27 protein-coding genes are annotated in these 26,689 nt (G+C 72.9%); 16 read left to right on the forward strand and 11 right to left on the reverse strand.

What is annotated here, in order from left to right; all coding sequences use genetic code 11:
* Nucleotides 1-116 precede the first annotated feature (116 nt).
* A complete protein-coding gene (locus AB0F15_RS40230; RefSeq protein ID WP_360282282.1) occupies nt 117-1,325 on the reverse strand; it encodes a glycosyltransferase family 1 protein in 1,209 nt (402 codons plus the stop codon).
* Nucleotides 1,326-1,344: 19 nt separating this feature from the next.
* Entirely contained in the window at nt 1,345-2,286 is a 942-nt protein-coding gene (locus AB0F15_RS40235; RefSeq protein ID WP_360282284.1) for a glycosyltransferase, read from the reverse strand.
* 90 nt (nt 2,287-2,376) lie between these two features.
* Here AB0F15_RS40235 and AB0F15_RS40240 point away from each other — a divergent pair, with 90 nt between their 5' ends.
* From AB0F15_RS40240 to AB0F15_RS40265, 6 genes are all read left to right on the forward strand, one after another.
* Entirely contained in the window at nt 2,377-2,991 is a 615-nt protein-coding gene (locus AB0F15_RS40240) for a DUF47 family protein (protein WP_360282286.1), read from the forward strand.
* Nucleotides 2,991-3,986, forward strand: coding sequence for an inorganic phosphate transporter (locus AB0F15_RS40245; RefSeq protein ID WP_360282288.1), 996 nt, complete (start codon nt 2,991-2,993; stop codon nt 3,984-3,986). Before AB0F15_RS40240 ends, AB0F15_RS40245 begins: the two co-directional genes overlap by 1 nt.
* 72 nt (nt 3,987-4,058) lie before the next feature.
* The gene (locus AB0F15_RS40250; RefSeq protein ID WP_360282290.1) at nt 4,059-5,249 is read left to right on the forward strand and encodes a zinc-dependent alcohol dehydrogenase; all 1,191 of its coding nucleotides are present in this window, start codon (nt 4,059-4,061) and stop codon (nt 5,247-5,249) included.
* Nucleotides 5,250-5,268: 19 nt separating this feature from the next.
* Entirely contained in the window at nt 5,269-7,293 is a 2,025-nt protein-coding gene (locus AB0F15_RS40255; RefSeq protein ID WP_360282292.1) for a CocE/NonD family hydrolase, read from the forward strand.
* A gap of 94 nt (nt 7,294-7,387) precedes the next feature.
* The gene (locus tag AB0F15_RS40260; protein ID WP_360282294.1) at nt 7,388-8,461 is read left to right on the forward strand and encodes an NAD-dependent epimerase/dehydratase family protein; all 1,074 of its coding nucleotides are present in this window, start codon (nt 7,388-7,390) and stop codon (nt 8,459-8,461) included.
* Nucleotides 8,462-8,478: 17 nt separating this feature from the next.
* Nucleotides 8,479-10,071: an NAD(P)/FAD-dependent oxidoreductase gene (locus tag AB0F15_RS40265; protein ID WP_360282296.1), complete on the forward strand. Its 1,593-nt coding sequence runs from the start codon at nt 8,479-8,481 to the stop codon at nt 10,069-10,071.
* Nucleotides 10,072-10,176: 105 nt separating this feature from the next.
* Here the strand turns inward: AB0F15_RS40265 and AB0F15_RS40270 are convergent, their stop codons facing one another.
* Complete coding sequence (locus AB0F15_RS40270; RefSeq protein ID WP_360282298.1) at nt 10,177-10,644, reverse strand: SRPBCC family protein; 468 nt, start codon at nt 10,642-10,644, stop codon at nt 10,177-10,179.
* Between the two features lie 53 nt (nt 10,645-10,697).
* Here AB0F15_RS40270 and AB0F15_RS40275 point away from each other — a divergent pair, with 53 nt between their 5' ends.
* Together AB0F15_RS40275 and AB0F15_RS40280 are read left to right on the forward strand one after the other, a co-directional pair.
* Entirely contained in the window at nt 10,698-11,711 is a 1,014-nt protein-coding gene (locus AB0F15_RS40275; protein WP_360282300.1) for a YihY/virulence factor BrkB family protein, read from the forward strand.
* Between the two features lie 4 nt (nt 11,712-11,715).
* Complete coding sequence (locus AB0F15_RS40280) at nt 11,716-12,096, forward strand: VOC family protein (RefSeq protein ID WP_360282302.1); 381 nt, start codon at nt 11,716-11,718, stop codon at nt 12,094-12,096.
* A gap of 47 nt (nt 12,097-12,143) precedes the next feature.
* Here the strand turns inward: AB0F15_RS40280 and AB0F15_RS40285 are convergent, their stop codons facing one another.
* Complete coding sequence (locus AB0F15_RS40285) at nt 12,144-12,482, reverse strand: hypothetical protein (protein ID WP_360282304.1); 339 nt, start codon at nt 12,480-12,482, stop codon at nt 12,144-12,146.
* 134 nt (nt 12,483-12,616) lie between these two features.
* A complete protein-coding gene (locus AB0F15_RS40290) occupies nt 12,617-13,630 on the reverse strand; it encodes a DNA topoisomerase IB (RefSeq protein ID WP_360282306.1) in 1,014 nt (337 codons plus the stop codon).
* A 90-nt stretch (nt 13,631-13,720) separates the two neighbouring features.
* Between AB0F15_RS40290 and AB0F15_RS40295 the strand changes: the two genes are divergently transcribed.
* Both AB0F15_RS40295 and AB0F15_RS40300 read left to right on the forward strand, forming a co-directional pair.
* Entirely contained in the window at nt 13,721-14,512 is a 792-nt protein-coding gene (locus AB0F15_RS40295) for an SDR family NAD(P)-dependent oxidoreductase (protein WP_360282308.1), read from the forward strand.
* Complete coding sequence (locus AB0F15_RS40300; protein ID WP_360282310.1) at nt 14,509-15,033, forward strand: DUF1360 domain-containing protein; 525 nt, start codon at nt 14,509-14,511, stop codon at nt 15,031-15,033. The genes AB0F15_RS40295 and AB0F15_RS40300 overlap by 4 nt, the downstream gene beginning before the upstream one ends.
* Nucleotides 15,034-15,066: 33 nt before the next feature.
* On the opposite strand, the gene AB0F15_RS40305 is transcribed toward AB0F15_RS40300, so the two are convergent.
* Nucleotides 15,067-16,569 (reverse strand): FAD-dependent oxidoreductase, encoded by a 1,503-nt coding sequence (locus AB0F15_RS40305; RefSeq protein WP_360282312.1) that lies wholly within the window; start codon nt 16,567-16,569, stop codon nt 15,067-15,069.
* Nucleotides 16,570-16,652: 83 nt separating this feature from the next.
* On the opposite strand from AB0F15_RS40305, the gene AB0F15_RS40310 reads away from it, so the two are divergent.
* Complete coding sequence (locus AB0F15_RS40310) at nt 16,653-17,927, forward strand: ATP-grasp domain-containing protein (protein ID WP_360282314.1); 1,275 nt, start codon at nt 16,653-16,655, stop codon at nt 17,925-17,927.
* A gap of 60 nt (nt 17,928-17,987) precedes the next feature.
* On the opposite strand, the gene AB0F15_RS40315 is transcribed toward AB0F15_RS40310, so the two are convergent.
* Nucleotides 17,988-18,152, reverse strand: coding sequence for a hypothetical protein (locus AB0F15_RS40315; RefSeq protein WP_360282316.1), 165 nt, complete (start codon nt 18,150-18,152; stop codon nt 17,988-17,990).
* Between the two features lie 153 nt (nt 18,153-18,305).
* On the opposite strand from AB0F15_RS40315, the gene AB0F15_RS40320 reads away from it, so the two are divergent.
* Entirely contained in the window at nt 18,306-19,025 is a 720-nt protein-coding gene (locus tag AB0F15_RS40320) for a methyltransferase (RefSeq protein ID WP_360282318.1), read from the forward strand.
* Nucleotides 19,012-19,224: a CDGSH iron-sulfur domain-containing protein gene (locus AB0F15_RS40325; protein ID WP_360282320.1), complete on the forward strand. Its 213-nt coding sequence runs from the start codon at nt 19,012-19,014 to the stop codon at nt 19,222-19,224. Before AB0F15_RS40320 ends, AB0F15_RS40325 begins: the two co-directional genes overlap by 14 nt.
* A gap of 222 nt (nt 19,225-19,446) precedes the next feature.
* Here the strand turns inward: AB0F15_RS40325 and AB0F15_RS40330 are convergent, their stop codons facing one another.
* On the reverse strand, nt 19,447-20,442 hold the full coding sequence (locus tag AB0F15_RS40330; RefSeq protein ID WP_360282322.1) for an iron-containing redox enzyme family protein: 996 nt from the start codon (nt 20,440-20,442) through the stop codon (nt 19,447-19,449).
* A gap of 8 nt (nt 20,443-20,450) precedes the next feature.
* Nucleotides 20,451-21,584, reverse strand: a complete 1,134-nt coding sequence (locus AB0F15_RS40335) for a glutamate--cysteine ligase (protein WP_360282324.1) — start codon at nt 21,582-21,584, stop codon at nt 20,451-20,453.
* A gap of 113 nt (nt 21,585-21,697) precedes the next feature.
* Between AB0F15_RS40335 and AB0F15_RS40340 the strand changes: the two genes are divergently transcribed.
* Nucleotides 21,698-22,069 carry an STAS domain-containing protein gene (locus AB0F15_RS40340; RefSeq protein WP_360282326.1) on the forward strand — a complete coding sequence of 124 codons (372 nt, stop codon included), beginning with the start codon at nt 21,698-21,700 and terminating at the stop codon, nt 22,067-22,069.
* Here AB0F15_RS40340 and AB0F15_RS40345 read toward each other — a convergent pair.
* Complete coding sequence (locus tag AB0F15_RS40345) at nt 22,066-23,160, reverse strand: glutamate--cysteine ligase (protein WP_360282328.1); 1,095 nt, start codon at nt 23,158-23,160, stop codon at nt 22,066-22,068. The genes AB0F15_RS40340 and AB0F15_RS40345 overlap by 4 nt on opposite strands.
* 161 nt (nt 23,161-23,321) lie before the next feature.
* On the opposite strand from AB0F15_RS40345, the gene AB0F15_RS40350 reads away from it, so the two are divergent.
* A complete protein-coding gene (locus AB0F15_RS40350) occupies nt 23,322-23,801 on the forward strand; it encodes a hemerythrin domain-containing protein (RefSeq protein WP_360282330.1) in 480 nt (159 codons plus the stop codon).
* A 60-nt stretch (nt 23,802-23,861) separates the two neighbouring features.
* Here AB0F15_RS40350 and AB0F15_RS40355 read toward each other — a convergent pair whose 3' ends face one another.
* Entirely contained in the window at nt 23,862-25,322 is a 1,461-nt protein-coding gene (locus tag AB0F15_RS40355; RefSeq protein ID WP_360282332.1) for an ornithine decarboxylase, read from the reverse strand.
* Nucleotides 25,323-25,402: 80 nt separating this feature from the next.
* On the opposite strand from AB0F15_RS40355, the gene AB0F15_RS40360 reads away from it, so the two are divergent.
* The gene (locus AB0F15_RS40360; RefSeq protein ID WP_360282334.1) at nt 25,403-26,590 is read left to right on the forward strand and encodes an amidohydrolase; all 1,188 of its coding nucleotides are present in this window, start codon (nt 25,403-25,405) and stop codon (nt 26,588-26,590) included.
* Nucleotides 26,591-26,689: the final 99 nt, after the last annotated feature.

Raw genomic sequence — 26,689 nt, forward strand, 5'->3', positions numbered from 1 at the left:
CTTTGTCATTGGCGTGCCGCCTTCTCCACACCCGACGCCCCCCCCCGCCCGCCCCGGGCCCCCGCCACCCCGCCCCCGCGCCCCCCGGGCCCGTAGCTTTCACGTGAAAGCTACGGTCAGCGGGCTTCGGCGGTGATCGCCGTTTCCGGGACCAGCTTGTGGTACGCGCGCAGCGTGTCGGCGGCGACGCGGTCCCAGGAGTAGCGGGCCACCGCGCGGTCGTGGCCCGCGGTGCCGTAGGCGTGGCACAGGGCCGGGTCGTCGATCAGCCGCCGGAGCCGGGACGCGAGTTCCTTCGGCTGGCGCGGGCGGACCAGCAGCCCGGTCACGCCGTCGACGACGGTGTCGGTCAGGCCGCCGACCGCGGCCGCGACCACCGGGACGCCGCAGGCCATCGCTTCCAGCGGCACGATCCCGAACGGCTCGTACCACGGCGTGCACACCACGGCGTCGGCCGAGCGCAGCAGGGCAGGCATGTGCTCCCGCGACACCTGGCCGGGCCAGCGCACGCGGCCGCCGACGCCGAGCCGGTCGGCCAGCTGCCGCAGCCGCGCCACCTCGGGGTCCTGGGACAGCTTGCCGCGCTCGGGGCCGCCGGCGATGACGAGCTCGGTCTCCGGCAGCTGAGCGAGCGCGGTGATCGCGGTGTCGAACCCCTTGCGCGGGACCAGCCGGCCGACGGCGACCAGCCGGTGGGCCAGCCGGCGGCGGGCCACCGGCCCGTCCGGGGTGAACCGGTCGAGGTCGACGCCACAGGGGACGATCGAGATCCGCGACCGCGGCACGCCGAGGCGGGACAGCTCGAAGACTTCGTCGGAGCAGGTGGCGATCACGCGGCCGGCCTGCCTGCCGATGATCCGCTCGAGGCGGATCCGGTCGGCGGGGCTGGTGTCCTGGTCGCCCTGGTAGCGCTTCTTGACCACGCCGAGGGCGTGGAAGGTCTGGGTCACCGGCGTCCCGGTCGCGCTCGCCGCCAACGAAGTCGCGAGGCCGGACATCCAGAAGTGCGCGTGCGCCAGGTCGGGCCGCTCGGCCGCCCACCGGTCCCGCAGGAAGCTGCCGAACTCGCCCATGTAGGGCAGGAGGTGGTCCTTCGGCTCCTTGCGCGCCGGGCCGGCGGGCACGTGCACGACGCGGTACCCCTGGGACGTCCAGACCTCGGGTGGCTCCTCCCGGCTCTCCCGTCGCGTGTAGACGGTGACGTCGTGGCCCGCCCGGGCCAGCGCGGCCGACAGCTCCGCGACGTGGACGTTCTGGCCGCCCGCGTCGGCCTCGCCCAGCGCGGCCAGCGGGTTGGCGTGCTCCGACACCATCGCGATCTTCATCGACAGTGGTCCCTTCGGGTCAACGGGCCGTCTCGGCGAGGAGGTGGTCCCAAGCGGTCAGGAAGGCGTTCAGCCCGTAGTGTTTGAGGGCGTGCTCCCGGGCGTTCTTGCCGGCGAGCGCCGCGAAGTCCGGCTCGTGCACCAGTTCGCGGAAGCCCCGCGCCAGCACCGAGACGTCGGTGGAGAGCACGCCCGCGTCGGACGGCACCGCTTCGACCGCCTCGGTGGCGGCGAAGACGACGACCGGCATCGCCAGGTGCATCGCCTCCAAAAGGGACAGCCCCAGCGAGGTCCACCGGGCGGTGTGCAGGTAGACGCGGCGGCGGGCGATCTCGTCGTGCAGCGCGGGCGCCGGGACGTCGCCCCGGCCGCGCAGCGGTGCGGTCAGCTCCCCGGTGCCCATGCCGAACACGTCGACGGGGGCGGCCCCGGCGAGCGTGTCCAGGAGATCCGCGCCGGTGACGCGCCGCCGGCGCACCGGCTCGTTGATCATCGACACGCCGGCGGCGAGCTCACCGGTGTAGCGCGGTCCCGGATCGGGGATGCCGTGCGGCACGACGGTCACCGGCGCGCGGCCGCAGTCCCACATCGTCGCGTTGAAGTGGGTCACGTGCGCCACGGTGATGTCGGACCGCCCGGCGAGCGGGTGCTCGCTCGAAGCGGCGTACGGCCGGGGCGCGTTGTGTTCCACGTAGACGGCGGGCACGCCCAGGTGCGCTACGAGGTCCAGCTCTTCCGGGCGTTGCAGGACGACGACGTCGGGCTCGGCCTCGGCGAGCCGGTCGAGCGGTACTTCGGTCACCGAAGGCCAGTTCCGCCCGGCCTTGCCGAGGCCCCAGGGCGCGCCGTCGGGGGAAACCGGCACGAGGTAGTCGTGGCGTCCGCGGACGAAAGCGTCGGCCCACGAGCCGTGCACGTGCCAGAGCAGTACTCTCAGGCGCCGGGATCCGGGAGTGGTCATGGAGTCATGATTTCCCGGAGATCGCGAGTTAAACGTGCCGCCGGAGCGGGTACCCGGCGGCGAACGTCGTGCGTTGACGAAGGGACGTCCATGCGATTCACCCCCCGGGGCACCCGGTTCTTCGACCTGCTCACCGACGCGGCGGCGAACCTGGTCACCGCGACGGCGCTGCTGAGCGACCTGGTGGTCGCGGAGCCCGGTGAACGGGAAGCGCTCGCGAAGCGCCTGCACGAGGTGGAGCACCAGGGTGACGAGCTGACCCACACGATCATGGTGGAGCTCAACAGCTCGTTCGTGACGCCGTTCGACCGCGAGGACATCCAGGCCCTCGCCGCCAAGATCGACGACGTGCTGGACTTCATGGACACCGCGGCCGACCTGGCCGTGCTCTACCGCATCGACGCGTTCCCGCCGGGGACGGATCTCCTGATCCGGGTGCTGTCCCGCGCCGCCGAGCTGACGGCCGCCTCGATGCCCGGCTTGGCCAAGGTCGGCGATCTCGAGCCGTTCTGGATCGAGATCAACGAACTGGAGAACGAGGCCGACCGCATCTACCGCCGGATGCTGGCCCACCTGTTCGAGCCGGGCGGCGACGCCCTCGAGGTGCTGAAGACCAAGGAGGTCGTCGAGCAGTTCGAGCTGGCCGCCGACGCCTTCGAGCACATCGGCGACGTGGTGCAGACCATCGCCGTCAAGGAGTCCTAGTGACGGGCACGGCCGCCCTGGTCACCGTGATCGTGCTGACGTTGGTCTTCGACTACACCAACGGCTTCCACGACGCGGCGAACGCCATCGCCAGCGCGGTGTCGACGCGCGCGTTGACGTTGCGCGCCGCGCTGGTGCTCGCGGCGGTGATGAACCTCGCGGGCGCGCTGCTGTCCACCGGCATCGCCGCGACGGTGGCCAAGGGGATCATCGACGTCCCGCCCGGGCCGGACGCGCTCACCGTGGTCTTCGCCGCGCTGGCCGGGGCCATCACGTGGAACCTGATCACCTGGTACTTCGGGCTCCCGTCGTCGTCATCGCACTCGCTGATCGGCGGGATGGTCGGCGCCGCGCTGACCGCCGCGAGCACCGTGCACTGGGCCGGCATCGGGGAAAAGGTGCTGATCCCGATGGTGGCGTCCCCGCTGCTCGGGCTGGGCCTCGGCTACCTCGCGATGGTCGGGGCGCTGTGGTTGCTGCGCCGCGCGAACCCGCACCGCAGCGGCCGGGTGTTCCGCCGGCTCCAGATCGTCTCCGCGTCGGCGCTCGCGCTCGGCCACGGCCTGCAGGACGCCCAGAAGGGCATGGGCGTGATCGTGCTGGCGCTGGTGGCGGCGGGAGAGCAGTCGACGTTCGCCGTCCCGCTGTGGGTGACGCTGCTGTGCGCCGCGGCCTTGTCGCTCGGCACCTATTCGGGTGGCCTGCGGATCATGCGGACGCTCGGCAGGCGGGTGTTCCCGCTCGACCCGCCGCACGGCTTCGTCGCCGAGTCGGTGGCGTCGTCGGTGTTGTACGTCACGGCGTTCGCGGTGAAGGCGCCGATCTCGACGACGCACGTGATCACGGCGGCGATCATGGGTGTCGGCGCCACCCGGCGGCTGTCGGCCGTGCGGTGGGGCATCGCGCGGGACATCGTGCTGGGCTGGGTCCTGACCTTCCCCGCCGCGGCCCTCGTGGCCGCGGGCGTGTACCTGGTGGCGGACGCCCTCACCTGAGCCCGGCGGGTTTGTCCGCCGCTACCCGGGGGAAGCCGGGGCGGAGACAGCCGCACGCGGAAAGGGAGAGCCATGAAGGCAGTGACCTGGCACGGCAAACGCGACGTCCGCGTCGAAGAGGTGCCGGACCCGAAGATCGAGGAGGCCACGGACGCGGTCGTGCGGGTCACCTCGAGCGGGATCTGCGGCTCCGACTTGCACCTGTACGAGGTGCTGGGCGCGTTCATGACCGAGGGCGACATCCTCGGCCACGAGCCGATGGGCGTCGTCGAAGAGGTCGGGCCGGAGGTGAAGAACCTCAAGCCGGGGGACCGCGTGGTGGTCCCGTTCAACATCTCGTGCGGCCACTGCTGGATGTGCGAGCGCGGCCTGCAGTCGCAGTGCGAAACGACCCAGGTCAAGCAGCACGGCAAGGGCGCTTCGCTGCTGGGCTACACCAAGCTCTACGGCCAGGTCCCGGGCGGCCAGGCCGAGTACCTGCGGGTGCCGCAGGCCCACTACGGGCCGATCAAGGTCCCGGACGGCCCGCCGGACGAGCGGTTCGTCTACCTCTCCGACGTCGTCCCGACCGCCTGGCAGGCCGTCGAGTACGCGAACGTCCCGGAGGGCGGCACGGTCGTCGTCTTCGGGCTCGGCCCGATCGGGCAGATGTCCTGCCGGATCGCGCGGCACCGCGGGGCCGGCCAGGTGATCGGCGTCGACCTGGTGCCCGAGCGCCTCGCCCGGGCCCGCGAACACGGCGCCACCGCGCTCGACACGCGTGACCACAAGGAGATCGGCGACTCCATCCGGCAGCTGACGCACGGGCGCGGCGCGGACTCGGTGATCGACGCGGTCGGCATGGAGGCGCACGGCGCCCCGGTCGGCAAGCTGGCGCACACCCTCGTCGGGCTGCTGCCGCAGCCGCTCGGCGAGAAGATCACCGAGAAGGCCGGCATCGACCGCCTGAGCGTGCTCTACGCCGCGATCGACAGCGTCCGCCGCGGCGGCACGATCTCGCTGTCCGGCGTCTACGGCGGGATGGTCGACCCGATGCCGATGATGGAGCTGTTCGACAAGCAGATCCAGCTGCGGATGGGCCAGGCCAACGTCCGGCACTGGCTGGACGCCATCATGCCGGTGCTCACCGGCGACGGCGACCCGCTCGGCGTCGAAGGCTTCGCCACCCACAAGCTGCCGCTGGCCGAAGCGCCCCGCGCGTACGAGATCTTCCAGAAGAAGCTCGACGGCGCTCAGAAGATCCTGCTGCAGCCCAACGCGTAACCCCGGGAGGAAGTTGCTCTTGCGAGCCGTCACCTCGCTGCCGTACGAAATCACCGAGGAAGACCACGTCCGGATCCCGATGTCCGACGGGACCGTCCTGTCCGCCCGCATCTGGCGGCCGGTCTCGTCGGACACCGATCCGGTGCCGGCGATCCTCGAATACATCCCCTACCGCAAGCGGGACCTCACCGCGCCCCGCGACTCCATCCACCACCCCTACCTCGCCGGGCACGGGTACGCCTGCGTGCGCGTGGACATCCGCGGCACCGGCGAGTCCGAGGGCGTCCTGGCCGACGAGTACCTCGAACGCGAGCAGCTCGACGCCGAAGAAGTCCTCGAGTGGATCGCGGCCCGGCCGTGGTGCACCGGCGATACCGGGATGATGGGGATTTCGTGGGGCGCGTTCGCCGCGCTGCAGGTCGCGGCGCGGAAGCCGCCGAGCCTGCGGGCGATCGTGATCTCGTCGTTCACCGACGACCGCTTCGCCGACGACATGCACTACATGGGCGGCTGCCTGCTGTCGGACAACGTCGCCGAGTCCGGCACGATGTTCGCCTACGCCACGCTGCCGCCCGACCCGGCGGTCGTCGGCGAGCGGTGGCGGGAGATGTGGCGGGAGCGGCTGGACGGCTGCAGCCTGTGGATCGAGAACTGGCTCGGCCACCAGCGCCGGGACGACTACTGGCGGCACGCGTCGGTGTCGGAGAACTACAGCGACGTCCAGGTGCCGGTGCTGGCGTCGAGCGGCTGGGCCGACGGCTATTCGAACGCCGTGATCCGGCTGCTGGCCCACCTCGACGTGCCGCGGCGCGGGCTGATCGGCCCGTGGTCGCACAAGTACCCGCACCTCGGCGAGCCCGGCCCGGCGATCGGCTACCTCCAGGAAGTCGTCGGGTGGTGGGACCACTGGCTGCGCGGGGAAGAGAACGGCGCCATGGAGGGGCCGATGCTGCGCACCTGGATGCAGGAGAGCGTGCCGCCGTCGACGTCCTACGAAGACCGCCCCGGCCGCTGGGTCGGGGAGGCCACCTGGCCGTCGCCGCACGTCGAGCCGCAGGAGCTGCCGCTGACCCCGCACCGCCTCGCGCGGCCGGGGGAGACGGTGCCCGACGAGGCGCTGACGGTCTCGTCGCCGCTGTCGGTCGGGCAGTTCTCCGGGAAGTGGGCGTCCTACAGCGCGCCGCCGGACCTGCCCTACGACCAGCGCGAAGAGGACGGCGGGTCGCTGGTGTTCGACACCGACGTGCTCACCGAGCGCTGCGAGATCCTCGGCTCCCCGAAGGTGCGGCTGGAGGTCTCGGCGGACCAGCCGGTCGCGATGGTGGCGGCGCGCCTGTCCGACGTCGCCCCGGACGGCCGGGCCACGCGCGTCACCTACGGGCTGCTCAACCTGACCCACCGCGACGGCCACGACGAGCCGTCGCCGATGGAGCCGGGCGAGCGCTGCCCGGTCGAGATCGAGCTGAACGCCGTTGCGCAGGCTTTCCCGGCCGGGCACCGGATCCGGCTGTCGCTGTCGACGTCGTACTGGCCGCTGGCCTGGCCGCCGCCGACCCCGGTGCTGCTGAGTGTCCACACCGGACGCAGCGCGCTCGAGCTGCCGGTGCGCCCGGTCGCCGAGCCGGACGAGCTGCCGGCCCGGCCGTTCGGCGAACCCGAGGGCGCGCCGCCGATGTCCGTGACGGCCGTGACGCCGGGGGAGCAGCGCTGGACGGTCTCGCGTGACCTCGTCGACTACCGGTCGGCGCTGGACATCGTGAAGAACGCGGGGACCGTCCGCTACGACGACCTCGACCTGGAAGTCACCCGGGACGTCCGCGAGCGCTACAGCTGGGTCGCCGACGACTTCTGCTCCCCGGTGGCGGAAACCACGTGGGACGTCACCTTCGCGCGCGGTGACTGGGTGGCGCGCAGCGAGACCCGCACGCGCGTCTCGTGCACCGATACCGAGTTCGTCATCGACGCGCAGCTCGACGGCTATGACGGGGCCCGGCGGATCGTCTCGCGGAACTGGCATCGGCGGATTCCTCGTGACCTGGTCTGAGCTTTCGGGGTCCGGGTGGCGAAGCCCCCGGCCCGGGGCGAAGCCCCCGGTTGTCACTGAGTTTCGCGACTGCGACACCGGGTAAGCCTTTCGGGTGCGCATCGTGATCACCGGGGCCACCGGGAACGTCGGAACGGCACTTTTGGACGCGCTCGAGCCCGGCCACGATGTGGTCGGGCTCGCGCGACGGCTGCCCGACACCACGGCCGAGCCCTATCGCCGGGCGGCCTGGCGGGCGGTCGACATCGGCCTCCCCGGCGCGGAGGAGGAGCTGGCCGAGGTGTTCACGGGCGCGGACGCCGTCGTCCACCTGGCGTGGGCGATCTCGCCGGTGCGCGGCGACCCGCCGATGTGGCGCACCAACGACCAAGGCAGCCGGCACGTCCTCGCCGCCGCGGCGGGCGCTCGCGTGCCGCACCTGGTCGTCGCCTCGTCCGTGGCCGCCTACGGGCCGGCGCCCCGCTGGGAGAAGGTGGCCGAGGACTGGCCGTGCGACGGCATCGCGGGCAGCGCCTACAGCCGCGGCAAGGCCGCGCTGGAAACCCTGGTGGACCGGTTCGAAGAGGAGTACCCGCAGGTCGGGGTGGCCCGGATCCGGCCGTGCGCGATCCTGCACCGGAGTGCGGCGGGGGAGTTCGCGCGCTGGCTGCTCGGCCCGGCGGTGCCCGCTCACCTCGTCGGCGGGCGGCGGCTGCCGGTTCCGCTGTGGACGGACCTGCGGGCGCAGGTGGTGCACACCACCGACGTCGCCGAAGCCATCCGGCTGATCCTCGGCAAGGGCTTCACCGGCGCGGTCAACCTGGCCGCGCCGGAGGTGCTCGACGCGGACGCGCTGGCCGGTGTCCTGGGTGGCACCCGCGTTCCGGTGCCGAAGCCGGCGGTGCAGCTCGCGATCCGGGCCGCCTGGCTGGGCGGGGTGCTGCCGGTGCACCCGGGCTGGCTCGAGCTGGCCGACCGCGCCGCGCTCGGGGACACCACGCTGGCGGAGACGGCGCTGGGCTGGCAACCTCGGTATGACGCCGCGGCCGCGCTCGCCGACCTGGTCGCCGGGCTCCGATCGGGCGCGGGAGCGGCGAGCCCGCCCCTGGCCCCGCCGCGCCGCGACGGGGTACTGGCCCGGCTCCGCTCCCTCACCCGGGTCGGGCCGAGCCACCAGTCGCAAGCCTGACCAGCCGGGAGGCCGGAGTGAGTACGGAAGCCGTCGACGCCGTGGTGATCGGTGCCGGGCACAACGGCCTGGTGGCGGCGAACCTCCTGGCCGACGCGGGCTGGTCGGTGCTGGTCCTGGAGGCGACCGAGCACGTCGGGGGTGCCGTCCGGACCGCCGAAGTCACCGCGCCGGGCTTCCGCAACGACCTGTTCAGCGCCTTCTACCCGCTTTCGGCGGTGTCGCCGGTGATCCGGGGCCTGCGGCTGGACGAGCACGGCCTGCGCTGGCGGCACGCGCCCGACGTACTGGCGCACGTGCTGCCCGACGACCGGTGCGCGGTGCTTTCGCGGGACATCGACCGCACGGCGGCGTCGGCCGACGAGTTCGCCCCAGGCGACGGAGACGCGTGGCGGAGGTTGTTCGAGCAGTGGCGCGAGGTTCGCGAGCCGCTGCTGAACGCGTTGTTCACGCCGTTCCCGCCGGTCCGTCCGGCGCTGAAGCTGTTGCGCCGCACCGGAACCGGCGACGCACTGCGGCTGGCACGCATGCTGACGCTGCCCGCACGCCGCTTCGGCGACGAGCTGTTCGCCGGCGAAGGCGCGAAGCTGCTGCTGGCCGGGAACTCCGCGCACAGCGATCTTTCGGTCGACAACGCCGGCAGCGCGGTGTTCGGCTGGCTGCTCGCGATGATCGGCCAGGACGAGGGCTTCCCCGTGCCCGAAGGGGGCGCGGGCGAGCTGGCCGCGGCGCTGGTCCGCCGGCTCGAGTCGCGCGGCGGAACGGTCCACCGTGGACGTCCGGTGCGGGAAGTCCTCGTCGGCGGCGGGCGGGCGCTGGGGGTGCGGGACGCCGACGGCGACCCGGTGCGGGCGCGCAAGGCCGTCCTCGCCGACGTGCCGGCCCCGGTGCTGTACCGCGAGCTGGTGGGGGAGGAGTGGCTGCCGCCCCGGATGGTCGAGGACCTCGGCAAGTTCGAATGGGACAGCGCGACGGTGAAGGTGGACTGGGCGCTGTCCGGCCCGATCCCGTGGACGGCCGAAGGAGCGCGCGGCGCGGGCACGATCCACCTCGGAACGGACCTCGACGGGCTGTCGGCGTTCGGAGGCGAGCTCGCCCGCGGCCGGACCCCCCGCCGGCCGTTCCTGCTGCTCGGCCAGATGACCACGAGCGACCCGACGCGCTCGCCGGCGGGCACGGAGGCGGCGTGGGCGTACACGCACGTGCCGCGCGGCACGGTGGAGAACCGGGCGGCGCTGGATCGGCGGGTCAAGCGGATCGAGGAGCTGGTCGAGGCGAACGCGCCGGGGTTCACGAAGCTGATCAAGGCCCGCTACCCCCAGGGACCGGCGGAGCTGGCGGGCCACAACCCGGGCCTGGTCGGCGGCGCGATCAACGGGGGGACGACGGCGATCCACCAGCAGCTGTTCTTCCGCCCGGTACCGGGCACGGGCCGCGCGGACACCCCGGTGGACAGGCTGTACCTGGCGGGCGCATCGGCCCACCCCGGCGGAGCGGTCCACGGCGGCCCGGGAGCAAACGCGGCCCGCGCGGCGATGGCCCGGGCGGGGATGCTGGGCGGCGGATACGCGGCGGTGATCCGGGCGGCCCACCGGGCGATCTACGGCTGAGGCCGCTGGGGCGCCGGGATACGGGCGGTCCGCCGGGGCGCGCTGCGGCTGAGGTCCGCTCGTGAGCGGCTTGACCACACGAGCAGGGAAGGCGCGGGGCGCGGCCTACGGGCTCGGGTGGCCGTGCTGGGCGCGGGCGTGCTTGCCCATGGCGAGGTCGGCGAGCCGGGCCAGGGACTCCGTGTTGCGCGGTTTGGCGATGAGGGCCTGCACCGCCTCCGGGAGCACCTTGCCGGGCCCGCGGGTGATGTGCTCGGTCATCCGGACCAGCGTCTGCCCGTCGCCGTGGGGGACGAGCGTCAGGCCGACGGCGGCGGCGCCCAGCGGCCAGCCGTGGGCCTCCAAGGACAGCGACAGGCCCGGCTCGACCGCCCGGACGACGGTGACGTCCTGGATGTGGATCGGCCACGGGCCCACGCTGTGGTGGATCCGCGAGCCCACCGCGGGCCAGTCGTCGTCGACGGCGCGGATGTGCGAGCTGCCGACCACCCACCCCCCGTAGAGCCAGCCGTCGGCCAGCACGGCGAAGACGGCGTCGGGCGGTACGTCGATCACACGGCTGACTTCGGGCACGGCTTCCTCCTGCTTCCGGTGGCCAAAGAGGCATACCCACTCCCGGACGGGGTATGCCCGCCGGAACGGAGCAGGAGGTACCGACGGTGGCCAGACGAGAGAAAGAAACCGACGGACCGGGCGAGCTGTCGAAGCGAACCTGGGGCGGCGTGCTCAAACGGACCTTCAAGCAGTTCAACCGGGACAACCTGACCGACTGGGCCGCGGCGCTCACCTACTACGGCGTGCTGTCGCTCTTCCCGGGCATCATCGTGCTCACCGCGATCCTCGGCCTGCTCGGCCCGGACAAGATCCAGACCGTGATCGACAACGTCAACCAGCTCGTGCCGGGCCAGGGCAAGGAGATCATCGTCAGCGCGATCAAGGAGCTGACGGGCTCGCGGAGCCTGGCGGGCCCGCTGGCGATCCTCGGCCTGCTCGGCGCGCTGTGGTCGGCGTCTGGCTACATCGGCGCGTTCATGCGGGCGTCGAACGCGATCTACGGCATGCCCGAGGGCCGGCCGATCTGGAAGGTCGTCCCGCTACGCGTCGTGCTGACGGTCGCGATCGTGGTGCTGCTGGCGGTGTGTGCGCTGGGCGTGGTCGCGACGGGCTCGGTCGCGCGCCGGCTCGGCGACCTGATCGGGCTCGGCTCGACCGGGGTCCTGGTGTGGGAGATCGCGAAGTGGCCGGTGATCGCGGTGCTGGTCAGCGTGGCGTTCGCGCTGCTGTACTGGGTGGGGCCGAACGTCCGGCAGCCGTCGTTCAAGTGGCTGACGCCGGGCGGGCTGCTGGCCGTGGTGCTGTGGGTGCTGGCGTCCGGCGGATTCGCGCTGTACCTCGCGAATTTCGGTTCGTACAACAAGACCTACGGTTCCCTGGCCGGGGTGATCGTGTTCCTTGTATGGTTGTGGATCTCCAACCTCGCGATCCTGCTGGGGGCCGAGCTGGACGCGGAACTGGCCCGCGGCCGCACGATCGAGGCGGGACACGCGGACGACCAGGAGGAGCCGTTCCTGCCGCCGCGGGACACGAAGGCGATGGACGACGACGAAGCCGCGGCGGTGGCCGAGTCGGAACGGAAGTGAGCGGATGGCCTGCCGGATCACCGAACTCGTGCTGGACTGCCACGACCCGGACCGGCTGGCGGAGTTCTGGTGCGCGGTCCTCGGCTACGAGGTGATCGGCCACGAGCCGGACGGCCTGGCGCTGGGCCCGGCCGACGCCCGCTTCGGCGAAGGCCCGCCGACGCTGATCCTGGCCCGCACGGACCACCCGCGCCGCGGCAAGCTCCCGCTCCACCTCGACGTGAGCCCGGCGGGCACGGACCAGGAGGCCGAACTGGCCCGCCTGACCGCCCTCGGAGCGCGCCCGGCGGACGTCGGCCAGACCGGCGAGGAGTCATGGGTGGTGCTGCAGGACCCGGAGGGCAATGAGTTCTGCCTGCTGCGCGCGGACGTGGACGCGGTCTGACCACGGGTTCGGTGGCCGCCCGGTCCGGACTTCAGCGTTCCGAGGCTTCAGCGGCCGTCGGCCGGGCAGCGGCGCCACTGCACGTGATCGCCGGCCCGGTCGGCGTGCCACACCGCCGTGCTCGCGTCCGATTCCCAGGTCGGCACCAGCCGGCCCGTCACGATCCGGCCCCGCGCCACCCGGCCGAACAGCTCGATGCCGTCGCTGCGGCGCGCGGCCGGGATCCACGCCGGGAACCTCGTCCGCGGCAGCTTCCGCTCGATCCACTCCCGCGCGGAACCTTCGCTGCCGTGGTCGGACTCGACGATGCTCGAGACCGGGCCGTCGCCGCCGACGGCGAGGCCGATCGACGCGCGCCAGCGCACGGGGGAGGCTTCGGAAGTCATCGTCCCCAGGCTCCCGGACGAGCACGGTCGCGGGCCAGTACACGTTCGGATGGATTGACGTTCACTCACCGTGCCTCCTGCCGCTTGCGGGCCGACTGGCTTCCCCGGTCGGGTGATGTCCATCGGTGAACTCGTCAAGACGCCTTGAGCAGCCGGGCGCAGGCCTTCTCCAGCACCGCCCGGGCCTCGTCGCCCTCGAGCCGCGCCGCGCGCTTGAGGGCGGGGGCGATGGTCCGCTCGGCGCGGTAGGCCTCCACCAGCCGGGGGTCCACATAGGACGACCGGCAGACCGCCGGGGTGTTGCCGAGCGCCTTCGAGACCTCCTTCATCACCTTCGCCTCGGCGCGCTTGCGGGCCGTCTCCGACGTCGGCGGGTCCGCCACGGCGAACGCGGTCGCCGCCAGCACGGTCGCGTTCCAGGTCCGCATGTCCTTGGCCGTGCAGTCCTCGCCCGCCAGCTCCTTGAACCGCTCGTTGATGTCGGCCGCGTGCACCTCGTGCCACGTGCCGCCCTCGCGGTAGACCAGCAGCCGGTCGCTGCCGGACCGGCTGCGCAGCAGCGACTTCAGCACCGAAGCCAGCTCCGCGTCGCAGATCGCCACCTCGCGGTCCAGGCCGCCCTTGGCGACGTAGCAGAACCGGCATTCGTCGCCGCGGACCGCGGCGTGCTCCCGCAGCAGCGTCGCGACGCCGTGGGTGCCGTTCTCCTCCGCGTATTCCTCGCCGCCGGTGCGGAAGATGCCCCGGTCGAGCATCCGCAGCGCCGCCGCGAGCACCCGCTTGCGGGTCAGGCCGCCGACCGCCAGGTCGGCCTCGACCTGGGTGCGCCACTGGGGGAGCCGGCGCGCCATCTGGAGCACGCGGTCGTGCTTCTCCTCGTCGCGGTCCCGCCGCCACTGCTCGTGGTAGAGGTACTGGCGCCGCCCGGCGTCGTCGGTCCCGACCGCCTGGACGTGCCCGTTCGGGTACGGGCAGATCCACACGTTCCGCCACGCGGGCGGGATGACCAGCCCCTTGATCCGCTCGAGGAGCTCGGCGTCGGTCACCGGCGAGCCGTCGGGCATGGCGTAGGAGAACCCGCGGCCGCGGCGGATCCGCTTGATGCCGGGGCCGCGCAGGTCACTGCGGCGGAGTCTGATGCGTCCCACCGCCGCGAAATACCCGCCCGGCGTACCGGGAAACCATGATTGCGCCCCGGCGCGGTGGGTAGCCAGCCGGAAAGCACGGAAGGAGTACTGATGACCACCGCAACCAGGCCGCTGGCCGTCGTCACCGGCGCGTCGAGCGGCATCGGCCTCGAGCTGGCGAAGCAGTTCGCCCGGCACGAATTCGACGTCGTGCTGGCCGCCGAGGACGCCGAGCTCGCCGCGGCGGCGGACGAGGTCCGCGCGTGCGGCGCGCAGGTCGAGGCGGTCCGCACCGACCTCGCCGCCCCGGACGGGGTCGAAGAGCTGGTCCGGCACCTCGCGGACCGCCCGGTGGAAGCACTGGCCGTGAACGCCGGCGTCGGCGTCAACGGCGAGTTCGCCGGGGACACCCTCCTGGAGGACCAGCTGACGGTCGTCGACCTGAACGTCCGCTCGGCCGTGCACCTGGCCAAGCGCGTCGTGCCCGGCATGGTCGGCCGCGGCCACGGCCGGGTGCTGTTCACCTCGTCGATCGCCGGCACGTCCCCCGGGCCGTACCAGGCGGTCTACGCCGCGTCGAAGGCGTTCCTGACGTCGTTCTCCGAGGGCCTGCGCGCCGAGGTGAAGGACAAGGGCGTGACCGTGACGGCGTTGCTGCCGGGCCCGACGGACACCGAGTTCTTCGCGCGCGCGGACATGCAGGACACGAAGCTCGGCGCCGGCCCCAAGGATCCCGCGGCCGACGTCGCGGAAGCCGGGTTCGACGCCCTGATGGCCGGGGACGACAAGGTCGTCGCCGGTGCGAAGAACAAGCTCCAGGCGGCCGCCTCGCGGGTGCTGCCGGACGAGGCCAAGGCGAAGCAGCAGGGCAAGGTCTCCGAGCCAGGATCGGCGGACGCATGAGCGTGGTCAAGGAAGTCACCGAGAAGGCGAAGCGGGTTCAGCGCAGCTACGCCGGCGAGGCGGACCGGCCGCTGGCCGGTTACGTGGGCGTCATGGGCACCTACAGCGCACTGGTGGGTGGGCTCACGCTGCTCGGCCGCGCCCTCGGTGCCCGGATCCCGAACCGGATCGGCTTCGGCGACACGGTCCTGCTGGGCGCGGCGACGTTCAAGGCCAGCCGGCTGCTGGCCAAGGATGCGGTGACCAGCCCGTTGCGCGCGCCGTTCACCCGGTACGAAGAGTCGGCCGGTGACGACGAGCTGAACGAGTCGGTGCCGGGAAGGGGGCACGTCGAGCACGCCGTGGGCGAGCTCTTGTCCTGTCCGTTCTGCCTGAACGTGTGGATCGGCACCGGGCTGGCCGGAGGCCTGGTGATCGCGCCGAGGGTGACGCGCCTGGCCGCCACGGTGCTGACCGCCGTGGGCGTGGCCGATGCGTTGCACCTGCTCTACGACGCGGGCAAGAAGCTCGCGTCCGGGTGACTGCGGAGTCCGGTTCCCGCGGGCGCCGCCGGCTCATTCCGGGCCGCGGCGCAGCGGGCGGACCGCCGGGCCCTGCACCACTTCGCCGTCGACGCCGAACCGCGAGCCGTGGCACGGACAGTCCCAGGTCTTTTCCGCGTCGTTGAACGAAACCAGGCACCCCAGGTGGGTGCAGTGCGCGCCCACGGTGTGCAGCTTGCCGGCCTCGTCGCGGTGGGCGGCGACGAGCTCGCCGCCCACGCGGACGACTTCGGCATCGCCGGGCCGCAGGTCGTCGAGCTTTTCCGACCGCCACAGCGCGGCGACGTGGTCGCCGACGAGGTACTTCGCGACGGTCAGGTTGTCCTGGGCCACCCCGAGCACGGAACGCGCGTCGAAGCGGTTGGGGTCGTAGAGGTCCGCGGCCGGGTGCGGCTCGCCGAGGATCCGCGCGGCCAGCACGTGCCCGGCGGCCGTGCCCCCGGTCATGCCCCACTGGCCGAACCCGGTGGCCACCCACAGGTTCTTCGTCCCGGGCAGGTAGCGGCCGATGTAGGGCAGCAGGTCGGGCGTGGACATGTCGTGGGCGGACCAGCGGTAGGTCACCCGGTGCAGGCCCGCGTGCGCGTCCGCCCAGTCCGCGAGCCGCCGGTACCGGCGTTCGACGTTGACGTGCGCGCCCACGCGGTAGTGCTCGCCGCCGGCGATCGCCATGGGCGTGCCCTGCTCGGTGTACCCGCGCACGGAATGGTGCGTGTCGGCGTCGAGGAACATGCCGGTGGGCGCGGTGTTCCCGGCCGCCGGGCCCGCGACGACGAGGTCGCGCACCGGGTCGAGCCGGGCGAAGTACAGGCCGCGGTCGAGCACGGGGTAGTGGGTCGCGACGACGACTTCGCCCGCCACGACGTCACCGCGGGAGGTGCGGACGGTCTGCCCGTTCAGGGCGGTCGCCCGGGCGTGCTCGACGATGGTGCCGCCCACCCGCTCGAGTTCGGCGGCCAGGCCGAGGAGCCACCGGCGCGGGTGGAAGTGCGCCTGCCCGGTGGTCCGGACGGCCCCGAGCGCCGGCACGTCGAGCGCGACGTCTTGGGTGAAGGACGCCGGCAGGCCCGCCGCGGCCGCCGCGGCCGCCTCCCGTTCGAGGGAGTCCACGCTGCTTTCCCGCGTCGTGTAGACGTAGCTGTCCGCTCGGGTGAAATCGCAGTCGATGCCCAGTTCGGCCGAGGTGGCGGCAATCCACTCGAGCGCCGCGGACTGGGTACCGGCGTACACCTTCGCGGCTCCGGCGCCGTGGCGGGACGTGAGTTCGGCGTACTTCGCCCCGTGCTGCGCGCTGACCTTCGCGGTGGTGTGACCGGACACCCCGGCCGCGACCCGCTCGGCCTCCAGCACGACGACCGACCGGCCGACGCGCGCGAGCAGCAGCGCGGTCGTGAGCCCGGCGATGCCGGCGCCGAGCACCGCGACGTCGGCGGATTCCGGCACCGGCACGCCGGTGCGATCCGGGGCAGGGGCGGTTTCGACCCACAGGGAAAGCGGTTCGGGCAGGGCTGTCATACCTGCGGATGCCCGGTGCGGCCCCGCCCAAACGGGCCATCTGGCCCGTTTGGGCCGCTCAGCGCGTCGGGTAGCCCGTTCGCATGAGTACCGACATCTTCGTGATCGGCTTGGACGAGGAGAACCAGCGCGTTCTGGACCGCCTGCCGTGGGCCGGGAGCTACCGGTTCCACGGACTGCTGACCCCCGAAGAGCTGCAGCACGGTGAAATCGACTTCGAAGCGCTCTTGAAGACGGCGCAGCACGAACTCGACGCGTTCGACGGCGACATCGGCGCGATCGTCAGCTACTGGGACTTCCCGGCCGCGTCACTCGTGCCCATCCTGTGTGCCCGTCACGGCCTGCCCAGCGTTTCGCTCGAGGCGGTGCTGAAGTGCGAGCACAAGTACTGGAGCCGGCTCGAGCAGAGAAAGGTGATCGACGAGCTGCCGGAGTTCGGCATCGTGGACCTCGACGACGAGGAACCCGCCCCGCCGGAGGGCGTCGGCTACCCGATGTGGCTCAAGCCGGTCAAGTCGTTCTCCTCCGAGCTCGCTTTCAAGGCGGCGAACGACGCCGAATTCGCCGATGCCGTCGCCGAGATCCGGGCCGGGGTCGGCCGCGTGGGGGAGCCGTTCGGCTCCGTGCTCGACCAGGTCGAGCTCCCGCCGGAGATCGCCCGGGTCGGGGGCGCCGCCTGCCTGGCCGAAGAAGCGCTGCACGGCGTCCAGGCCGCCGTCGAAGGCTACGTCCACCGGGGCGAGGTCGTCGTCTACGGCGCCCTCGACTCGGTGAACTACCCGGACAGCTCGTCCTTCCTGCGGCACCAGTACCCGTCGCAGCTGGGTGAGGAGCCCGTCCAGCGGATGCGTGAGGTCGCCGAGCGGGTGATGAAGCAGATCGGCTTCGACAACGGCACCTTCAGCATGGAGTTCTTCTGCGACCCGGAGTCGGGCCAGGTGGCGCTGCTGGAGATCAACCCGCGGCACTCGCAGTCGCACGCCGAGCTGTTCGAGTTCGTCGACGGGGTCGCCAACCACGAGATCATGGTGCGCCTGGGCCTGGGCCAGGATCCCAGCCGCCGTCCCACCAAGGGCACCTACCAGATCGCCGCCAAGTGGTACCTGCGCCGCTTCGAAGACGGCGTGGTGACGCGCGTGCCGACCCCCGCCGAGATCGCGGCGGTGCAGGACCGCATCGACGGCACCCGGATCTCGATCGTGCCGGAGGCCGGGCAGCGGCTGTCGGACCTGCCCGAGCAGGACAGCTACAGCTTCGAGCTGGCCCAGCTGTTCGTCGCGGCGCACACCGAACACGAGATGGTGCAGAAGTACCAGGCGTGCGTGGACGCGCTGCCGTTCGAGTTCGCCGAGGCATGAGAGAACGGGGGTCGCGTTCGGACAGTCCGAACGCGACCCCCGCCGGTCTTCTCCCGCGTCTCAGCCGGACTGCGGGTCGCTGTCGTCGTGTTCGTCACCGCCCGACGTGCCCTGCTCGCCGCGCAGCGTCTCGCGCTGCGCCTCCGGCGTGTCGCCGTGCGGGTCGTTTCCGCGCGCGCCTTCGGCGGGCTCGGTCGGGTGCTGCGTGCGCTCTTCGGACGTCATGTCGTCCCTCCTTCGGGGTCCTTTCCGTACCGGATACCCCGCTGCGTACGGCTCAACCACCGGCGTTTGCCGGGATGATCGCCGGGTAGCCGGGGGCGACGCGGTTGTCCGCCGGCGATCGCGCCGGGACCGCGGCGAGTGAAGGAGGCCCCGATGACCACGTCGGCGGAACCCGTCCGCCCGGGCCCCTTGGCTGCCCGGTCCGTCGTCCACCCGCCCGTGCCGGCCGCCCCGCGGATGCTGCGGCTGCCCGGCGTCTACCGCCCGCAGGAGGACACCGCCCTGCTCACTTCGGCGATCGCCGAACTGGCCATCCCGGCCGGCGCGCGGGCGCTCGACCTGTGCACCGGCACCGGCGCGCAGGCGATCACCCTGGCCCGCCGCGGTGCGGGAACCGTGCTGGCGGTGGACCTTTCGCGCCGGGCGCTGGCGTCGGCGCGGCTCAACGCGCTCGTCCGGCAGCTCGCCGTGCGCCCGTGCCGGGGAGGCCTCTCCAGAGCGCTGCGCGAAGGCCCGTTCGACGTCGTCGTCGCGAACCCGCCGTACGTGCCGTCCCCGGCGCCGGCGGTCCGGTCCACCCGGGGCTGGGACGCCGGCCCGGACGGTCGCGCGCTGCTGGACCCCCTGTGCGCCGCCGCGGGCACGCTGCTGCGCCCGGGCGGGACCATGCTGCTGGTCCACTCGGCCCTGGCCGATGTGGACAAGTCGCGGGAAATGCTGGCCGCGCAGGGATTGCGCGCATCGGTGGTGCGGCGCGCCCGGATCCCGTTCGGCCCGGTCCTGTCCGGACGGACGGAGTTCCTCGAGGCGGCCGGGCTGATCGAGCCGGGCCAGCGGATGGAGGAGCTGGTGGTGCTGCGTGCCGACCGCTGAGCGGGGTCCCCGCCGCGTGACCGTCGTCCCGGGCGGCCCGGTCCTCGTGGAGGGCCCGGTCGAACTGTCCACTCCGGAGGGTGAGCTCGTGCGGTCCGACCGGTTCGTGGTCGCGGTGTGCGCGTGCCGGCGGAGCAAACGGTTCCCCTTCTGCGACACCAGCCACCGCAAGCGGGTGCGCACGCAGCCGGACGACTGATGACGATGGCCTCCCGGCGGACCGCTGAGGCGCCTCCTGCCCGCCCGCAGCAGCCAACTCAACGCCCGCAGCAGCCAACTCACCGGGAACGCCGGCGAGTTGGCCACTCCGGGGGGTGAGTTGGCCAGTCCGGGGGGTGAGTTGGCCGGCCGAACCGGACGACTGACGACGATGGCCTACCGGGGCGCTCGGTAGGCCGACACCGCGCGTCGGTCCCGCAGCTCAGTCCCGCAGCGAGGACTTCCCGGCCTTCCAGCGGCTCAGCACCTGCTCGCCGAAGCGGCCCTCCAGGAACTCGGTCGCCTGGATGCCGAACACGACGTCGGCGGCCAGCTCGGGCTCCTGCTCGAGCAGGTCGCCGAGCACTTCGTGGCGCATGACCTGCTCGTGGACCGCGTCGGCCTCGATGTGCTCGGTGTAGAAGAACCGGCACGCCTCCGGGGCGGCCAGCCGCTGCAGGGCCTGGTCCATCCGCTGGGCGGACGGCGCCGTCGTGATCTCCGCGGCCGCGAAGTGCCCGCACAGGGCCCCCCGCAACGACCGGTGGAGGCCGAACAGCGACATCATGTTGACCACCGCGAGCATCGTGCCGGGGACGCGGTCGATGAGCTCGAGGTAACCGTCGGGCAAACCGGCCGCGCCGAGCAGGTCGGCGTAGAGCCGCGCGTGCACGAACTCCGCGCGGCCGCCGCCGAATTCGTCGAACTCCACGGCCACCAGCGCGGCCTTCGCGCGGCCGCGCAGCCGCGGGATCACCCACGCGTGCGGATCGGCCTCCTTGTGGTGGTAGATCGAGCGGTGGATGAAGAACTCCCGCAGCTGGGCCCAGTCGCCGTGGTCGCGCAGGTAGTGCGAAACGCCCTCGGCGTCGATCGGCTCGACCAGCAGGGCGTCGAGTTCGCTCGTGACGTCGTCGCCGCCCGCCACGTTTTCGCGCAGTGCCGCGAGGAACCGCGCCTCGAGCGCGCCGCGCAGGCGCAGCAGCTCCGGGTCCCACTCCCAGTCGGGGGACACGCCGGGCAGGCCCTGGTAGTGCAGCTCGTAGCACAGGTGCAGGGCCAGCTGGAGGTCGTCGCCGAGCGGGTCGGCGTCCGCGAGGCCGTCGAAGTCCAGGTCCGCCCGCGGCGTTTCGCGGAGGAGGAGGCTCAGCACCGACTCCGACAGCGGGCCCCGGCCGGCCGGCAAGGTGGCCGGCCCGGCAGTGGTGGAAGTCGTCATGACCCCGGCTACCCCGTCAGCAGGGTTCCATGCCCGACGGGCACGGTCGCCGCCGTGAGCCACCGCACCGCGGCCGCCGTCCCGAGGCCGGCGACCGCGCGCTGCTGGGCGGCGCCGGTGCCGTCGACGCGTACCGCGTCGACGAGCTTCCGGACCTCGGCCAGGTCACCGCTCTCCTCCAGCGACTCCCGGACGTGCGCCAGGAGCTCGTCGACGAGCGTCCACGCGGGCCGCCGGGTCTCCTCGGCGGCGCCCACGAGCTGCCCGGCGAGTCCGTGGCGCGCGGCGGCCCAGACGGCCGCGGCGGCCACCTGCGGCGACAGCGGCTCGGCCTCCCGGCCCTCGGCGAGGTCGGTCAGCGCCCGCCGCACCAACGCCCGGCTCAGCAGGGCCTGGAGCACCGCGTGGTCGACGGTCAGCGCGGTGTCGGCGACCCGGAACTCGACCGTCGGGAAGCGGCCGGACGGGCGGGCCAGCCAGAACGTCTGGTCCGGGTCGACGAGCGCACCGCAGTCGACCAGCGTCTCGACGGCCCGGCGGTATTCGGCGTGCCCCCGCAGGTGCGGCGCGACGCCGGAGCCGGGGAAGCGGGACTGCAGCACCATCCGCCAGCTGTCGTAGCCGGTGTCGCGCCCGTGGTCGAACGGCGAGTTGGCCGACAGGGCGAGCAGCGTGGGCAGCCACCGGCCGAGGTGGTTGACGACGGCGACCGCGGTGTCGGGATCGGGCACCCCGATGTGGACGTGGCACCCGCAGGCCTCGTAGTCGGCGACGACCGCGCCGTACGCGGCGTCGATCTCGGCGTAGCGGCCGGTGCTCGCGGGCGGCTGCGTGGCCGGCCCCGGCCCGACCGGCGTCCCGGTGGCCAGCAGGGCGCAGTCCTCGGCCGCCGCGGCGCCGGCCAGCACGCGGCGCGCGACGGTCAGCTGGTGGCGGAGTTCTTCGGCGGTGGTGCAGACGCCACTGACGGCCTCGAGCTGCGTGAGCCGCAGTTCGCGGTGCACGCCGACGCCGTCGGGCAGCGGGCCGTGGTGGCGGTAGCGGGCCAGCACCGGTTCCGCGCACGGCGACGCGTGCCCGGTGCGGGGATTCACGAGGAGGAACTCCTCTTCGACACCCATCGTGGGCGGGCCGTCGGCCATGGGCGGGCTCCTTCCGGACGGGCGTCCGGCGGGGATACCCGTTCCGGCCGCGGAAATGCACCGGGATTCCCGGGCTTGTTTCGCCGTGAGCTCGCCACGGGTACTTCGCCCCTATGACGACTCACGAATGGCTGCGGGTACACCGCCTGCCGTCGCCCCGCGCCCCGTCCGACGGCGACCTGGAAAGCCTGATCCGGTGGAAGAGCGCCGATGCGGTCGTCGTGGAGGTCGCCGGTGAGGTCGACCTGTGCACGATGGCCCGGCTGGCGGAGGTGCTGGACGAGCACCTCCGGGCACGCCCCGGCGTCCTGCGGATCGATCTGGGCGAGGTCCGGTTCCTCGGCGCCGCGGGCATCCGCGTGCTGCTGCGGGCGCAGCGGCACGCGGAAGCGGCCGGCGTCCACCTGGTCGTCGATCCCGGCGGATCGCGGGCCGCGGTCCGCGCGCTCGAACTGCTCGACCGCCTCCAGGGGACGGGCCGTTAGCCGCCTGCGAGCAGGTCGACGACGTCCTCGGCGCGGCCCCGTTCCGCGAACCGGCGCCGCTGCCGGTCGGCGCCGCCGCCTTCGGCGGCCAGCCGGGCCGTGCCCTCCCGCGCGAAGTCGAGGTCCCCGGCAGCTTCGAGCGCGGGAGCCGTCAGCGCGACCAGGTCGTCGAGCACCGCTTTCGTGGGTTCCAGGTCGCCCGTCTTCGGGTGCGGGCAGCAGCCGGTGGCGCCTTCCCGCGAGGCCCGCCAGAGCTGGGCGCGCAGCACCTCGTTCGACAGGCGCGGCGCCGGGCCGTCGTCGGCCAGTGCGGTGGCGACCAGGCCGCGCGCCAGCACACCCAGCAGCACCGCGTCCTGCGGGGTCGCGGCGACGTCGCCGATGCGGAACTCCAGCGTCGGCTGGTTCTCCGACAGCCGGACGTCCCAGTAGATCATCCCGCGGTCGAGGATCGAGCCCGCGCGCAGCCACCCGTCGACGATGCTTTCGTACTCGTCCAGTGACGCGAAGTGCGGCGGCGGCCCGGCCGACGGCCACCGGCTCCACTGCTGGTAGCGCCAGCTGCAGTAACCGGTGTCGTAGCCGTCGGCGACCGCCGAATTCGCGGTCACGGTGAGCAGCGCGGGCAGCCACGGCCGGATCCGGTTCAGCACCCGGACGCCGGTTTCCTTGTCGGGGATCGCGACGTGCACGTGGCAGCCGCAGGTGAGCGACGTCCGCGCGGTCGCGCCGAAGTGCTCGGCCATCCGCTCGTACCGCGGGTTCGGCGTGATGGCGGGCGGGTTCGCTTCGAACAGCAGCGGTGATGCGGCGGGCAGCAGCCGGTACCCGCGCCGGCGGGCGGCGCCGGCCAGGTCGCTGCGCAGGCCTTGCAGTTGGCGCAGGGCTTCGGCGTGGGTCCGGCAGACGTCGGAGGCCGCCTCGGCCTGCGAGCGCGTGAGTTCGTGCTGCAGCTCGCCCTGCTCGTCGCCGGCAGCCTCGGCGGCGTCGACGACGTCGTCGCCGGCCTGGGACAGCTGGCCGTGGCGATCGACGACGAAGAACTCTTCTTCGATGCCGAAGGTCAGCACGTCGCCCGTCTGGTCGTTCACCGGTGTGCTCCTGGGGGGTCGGGGAACCGGCTGAATACCCGCGCGGCAATCCCGGCAAACGGCGTTTTCCCGCGTGGTGAGCGGGTATCCGGGCAGAACCGGCGCACGCCAAGAACGCCCAGGCCCGCCCTGCGAGACCTGGCCACACCGTGAGGACACCGATGTCGACCGACGCGATCGTGCTGCTCAAGAACGACCACAAGACCGTGGAGAAGCTGTTCAAGCAATTCGAAAAGGCGGGGGAGGACGCGTACGAGGAGAAGCGCCGGATCGCCGACTCGATCATCGAGGAGCTGACCGTCCACGCCTACATCGAGGAAGAGATCTTCTACCCGGCGGCACGCGAAGCCGTGCCGGAGACGAAGGACCACATCCTGGAGAGCGTGGAGGAGCACCACGTCGTGGTGTGGATGCTGTCCGAACTGCTCGCCATGGACCCGAAGGAAGAGACCTTCGACGCGAAGGTCACGGTGCTCACCGAGAACGTGCGCCACCACGTCGAAGAGGAAGAGGACGAGTGGTTCCCCGAGGTCCGCTCGGCGATGGGCCGCAAGCAGCTGCAGGAACTGGGGCAGCGGATGATCGACGCCCGCCCGAAGGCGCCGAAGAACCCGCTGGACCTCAAGAGCGCCAAAGCCTGATCACCCGAACCCCCGGACGCACGAAGGCGGCACTTTCACGTGAAAGTGCCGCCTTCGCGGTTACTGCTTCGCGACGACCCGGATCGACTTGAGCTCCGAGTCGGCGGGGTCGGGCAGCTGCATGCCCGCCGCGAGCCCGCTGCGCAGGTAGTCGAGCACCGGCTGGGTGATCACCTCGCCGGGCAGCACCCCGGGCGCCCCGGGCGGGTAGGGCGTGATCATCTCCGCCGCGATCCGGCCCGCGGCCTCTTCCACGGGCACCTGCTCGGCCGGGCCGAAGAACGCGTCGCGCGGCAGCATCGCCGTTTCCAGTTCCATTTCCCGCGGCGACGGCAGGTCGACCTTCGGCGGCTGCTCGAACGACGGCGCGGCCTTCACCAGTGCGCCGACCGCGTCGACCAGCGTGGCTGCCGTGCCGTCGTCGTCGGAGTGGTTGAACTGCGCCACGATCCGGCGGTGGTCGGCCAGACCGACCGTGACGCGCTGGTGCTCCCGCAGCCAGTCGGCCGCCTGGTACCCGCTGATGCCCAGCGGGTCCAGGTCGAGCACGACCTTCAGCGGGTCGACCGAATCGGCGAGATCCGGGCCGAGGAACTCGTCGTGCAGCACCGTCACGCCCAGCTCGCCCAGCCGGCCGCGCACCGACTTCACCAGCGTCAGCGCGCCCTCCAGCAGTTCCTGGCCGTGTTCGGCCATCTGCCGCCGCCAGCCGTCGAGGGCGGCGTAGACCAGCGAGCTGGCGCTGGTGGTGCCCAGCAAGTCCTCACGCGCCTTGAGCACCTTCGGGTCGACGCGGTCGCCCTGCAGGTGGAACACCGAGCTCTGCTCGACCGCGGCGCCCATCTTGTGCACGCTCGTGACGCAGAGGTCGGCGCCCGCGTCCATCCCCCACGGCGGCAGTCCTTCGTGGAACGGCAGGTGCGCACCCCACGCTTCGTCGACGATCAGCGGGAGGTCGTGGTCGTGGCACCACTCGGCGATCGCGCGCAGGTCGCCGCCCGTGCCGTAGTCGGTCGGGGTCACCACGAGGGCGCCCTTGACGTCGGGATCGCGCTCGTAGGCCTCCGCGAACTGCTGAACGCCGGGCGGGTGGCTCAGGTGCTGCCCGGCGTCCCAGTGCGGGCGCACCCACACCGGCCGCACGCCGCTGACGATCAGCCCGGAGATCACCGACTTGTGCACGTGCCGCGGCACCAGCAGCTTTTCGTGCGGGCCGGCGACGGCGAGCATCGCGCTCTTCACCGAGAGCGAGCTGCCGCACGTCGAGAAGAACGTGTGCTCTGCGCCGACGGCGTCGGCCATCAGCTCCTGGGCCCGGGCGAGCACCCCCTGGCGCATCAGCCGGTCGTCGAGGCCGTTGAGCGCGATGACGTCGGAGCGGAACACGTCGGCGCCGACGACCTCCAGCACCCGCGGATCGATGCCGCGGCCCTGCTTGTGGCCGGGCGCGTTGAACGGGACGTAGCCGGCGCTGTGGTAGTCGCGCAGCGCCTCGAGCACCGGTGCCTTGCTGTGGTCCATTGCGCGGGAGTAGCCACGCGGGAGCCGCGCGAAACACCCCCGGTTGTGTGACCGTGCGTGGTGCGGGTATCCCGGAGGGCATGGAGTGGCACGAAGAGCTGCACGAGCGGGCCGACGAGCGGATCGAGCACCTGGACGAGCGGCTGTGGGCCGTCGCGACCGCGTTGCACGAGCGGCCGGAACTGTCCTATGAGGAGCACGCCGCCGCCGACCGGCTCACGCGCGAGCTGGCCGCGGACGGCTTCGAGGTGGAAACGGGGGTCGCCGGGCTCCCCACGGCGTTCGTGGCCCGCGCCGGGCACGGACGGCCGTGCGTCGCGCTGCTGCTCGAATACGACGCCCTGCCCGGCCTCGGGCACGCCTGCGGGCACAACCTGATCGCCGCGGCCGGCCTGGGGGCCGCGCTGGCCGCCAAGGAGGTGCTGGGGGACGTCCCGGGCTCCGTGCTCGCGGTGGGCACCCCGGCCGAGGAACGCGGCGGCGGCAAGGTCGCCATGGCCGAGGCGGGTGTCTTCGACGACGTCGACGCGGCCCTGATGGTCCACCCCGGCGTGCATTCGTGGTCGTGGGCGCCGCTGACCGCGCAGGTGGAGCTGAAGGTGACGTTCCACGGGCGGGCCGCCCACCCGACCGGCGACCCGGAGCACGGGATCGACGCCCTCGCCGCGCTGATCCAGGCGTTCGGCGCGGTTTCGGCGCTGCGCCAGCGGCTGCCCGCGGGCTCGCACGTCCAGGGGATCATCACCCACGGCGGCGAGGCGACGAACATCGTCCCCGACCGCGCCGAAGGCCGGTTCGGCCTCCGCGCGCTGACGACCGAGGCGCTCGACCGCCTGGCCGACGACGTCGCGACCTGCGCGGAGGGGGCCGCGCTGGCGACCGGGGCGAAGGTCGACGTCGAACGCCTCGGGCGCGGGTACGCGCACTTCCGCGACAACCCGGTGCTGTCGGAGCGGTTCACCGAGCACCTGGCGGCGGCCGGGATCCACGCGACGCCGCCGGTGCCGGGGGTGTACCTGGGGTCGTCGGACATCGGCGACGTCAGCATCCGCGTCCCGGCGATCCACCCGTTCGTCGCGATCGCGGCGGAGGAGGAATCGGACCACACGCCGGAGTTCGCCGCCGCGGCGGCGAGCCCCCGGGGCCGGACGGCGATGCTGGCCTCGGCGGCGGCGCTGGCCCGCACGGTGATCGACCTGCGGACGCACCCGGCGCTGGTCAGCCGGGTGTGGGACTCCTTCCGGGACCTGGCGCGCAACGGGCGGTGACGGGCGTGCGCCCCCCCCGGGGGCCCGGGGGGGGCGAGCCCCGGGGGGGCCACGGGCGGGTTGTGGGGAGAGTGGCCCGAGAGCGCCGCGCGGGAGCCG

Source organism: Amycolatopsis sp. NPDC026612, assembly GCF_040638285.1.
In the GTDB taxonomy this organism is placed as follows: Bacteria; Actinomycetota; Actinomycetes; order Mycobacteriales; family Pseudonocardiaceae; genus Amycolatopsis.

Bases quoted from the DNA above. Each gene is read 5' to 3' on its own strand.
- AB0F15_RS40230 (WP_360282282.1), bottom strand. From the start codon at position 1,325: ATGAAGATCGCGATGGTGTCGGAGCACGCCAACCCGCTGGCCGCGCTG.
- AB0F15_RS40235 (WP_360282284.1), bottom strand. From the start codon at position 2,286: ATGACCACTCCCGGATCCCGGCGCCTGAGAGTACTGCTCTGGCACGTG.
- AB0F15_RS40240 (WP_360282286.1), top strand. From the start codon at position 2,377: ATGCGATTCACCCCCCGGGGCACCCGGTTCTTCGACCTGCTCACCGAC.
- AB0F15_RS40250 (WP_360282290.1), top strand. From the start codon at position 4,059: ATGAAGGCAGTGACCTGGCACGGCAAACGCGACGTCCGCGTCGAAGAG.
- AB0F15_RS40275 (WP_360282300.1), top strand. From the start codon at position 10,698: ATGCCCGCCGGAACGGAGCAGGAGGTACCGACGGTGGCCAGACGAGAG.
- AB0F15_RS40280 (WP_360282302.1), top strand. From the start codon at position 11,716: ATGGCCTGCCGGATCACCGAACTCGTGCTGGACTGCCACGACCCGGAC.
- AB0F15_RS40285 (WP_360282304.1), bottom strand. From the start codon at position 12,482: ATGACTTCCGAAGCCTCCCCCGTGCGCTGGCGCGCGTCGATCGGCCTC.
- AB0F15_RS40295 (WP_360282308.1), top strand. From the start codon at position 13,721: ATGACCACCGCAACCAGGCCGCTGGCCGTCGTCACCGGCGCGTCGAGC.
- AB0F15_RS40300 (WP_360282310.1), top strand. From the start codon at position 14,509: ATGAGCGTGGTCAAGGAAGTCACCGAGAAGGCGAAGCGGGTTCAGCGC.
- AB0F15_RS40305 (WP_360282312.1), bottom strand. From the start codon at position 16,569: ATGACAGCCCTGCCCGAACCGCTTTCCCTGTGGGTCGAAACCGCCCCT.
- AB0F15_RS40310 (WP_360282314.1), top strand. From the start codon at position 16,653: ATGAGTACCGACATCTTCGTGATCGGCTTGGACGAGGAGAACCAGCGC.
- AB0F15_RS40315 (WP_360282316.1), bottom strand. From the start codon at position 18,152: ATGACGTCCGAAGAGCGCACGCAGCACCCGACCGAGCCCGCCGAAGGC.
- AB0F15_RS40320 (WP_360282318.1), top strand. From the start codon at position 18,306: ATGACCACGTCGGCGGAACCCGTCCGCCCGGGCCCCTTGGCTGCCCGG.
- AB0F15_RS40330 (WP_360282322.1), bottom strand. From the start codon at position 20,442: ATGACGACTTCCACCACTGCCGGGCCGGCCACCTTGCCGGCCGGCCGG.
- AB0F15_RS40335 (WP_360282324.1), bottom strand. From the start codon at position 21,584: ATGGCCGACGGCCCGCCCACGATGGGTGTCGAAGAGGAGTTCCTCCTC.
- AB0F15_RS40340 (WP_360282326.1), top strand. From the start codon at position 21,698: ATGACGACTCACGAATGGCTGCGGGTACACCGCCTGCCGTCGCCCCGC.
- AB0F15_RS40350 (WP_360282330.1), top strand. From the start codon at position 23,322: ATGTCGACCGACGCGATCGTGCTGCTCAAGAACGACCACAAGACCGTG.
- AB0F15_RS40355 (WP_360282332.1), bottom strand. From the start codon at position 25,322: ATGGACCACAGCAAGGCACCGGTGCTCGAGGCGCTGCGCGACTACCAC.
- AB0F15_RS40360 (WP_360282334.1), top strand. From the start codon at position 25,403: ATGGAGTGGCACGAAGAGCTGCACGAGCGGGCCGACGAGCGGATCGAG.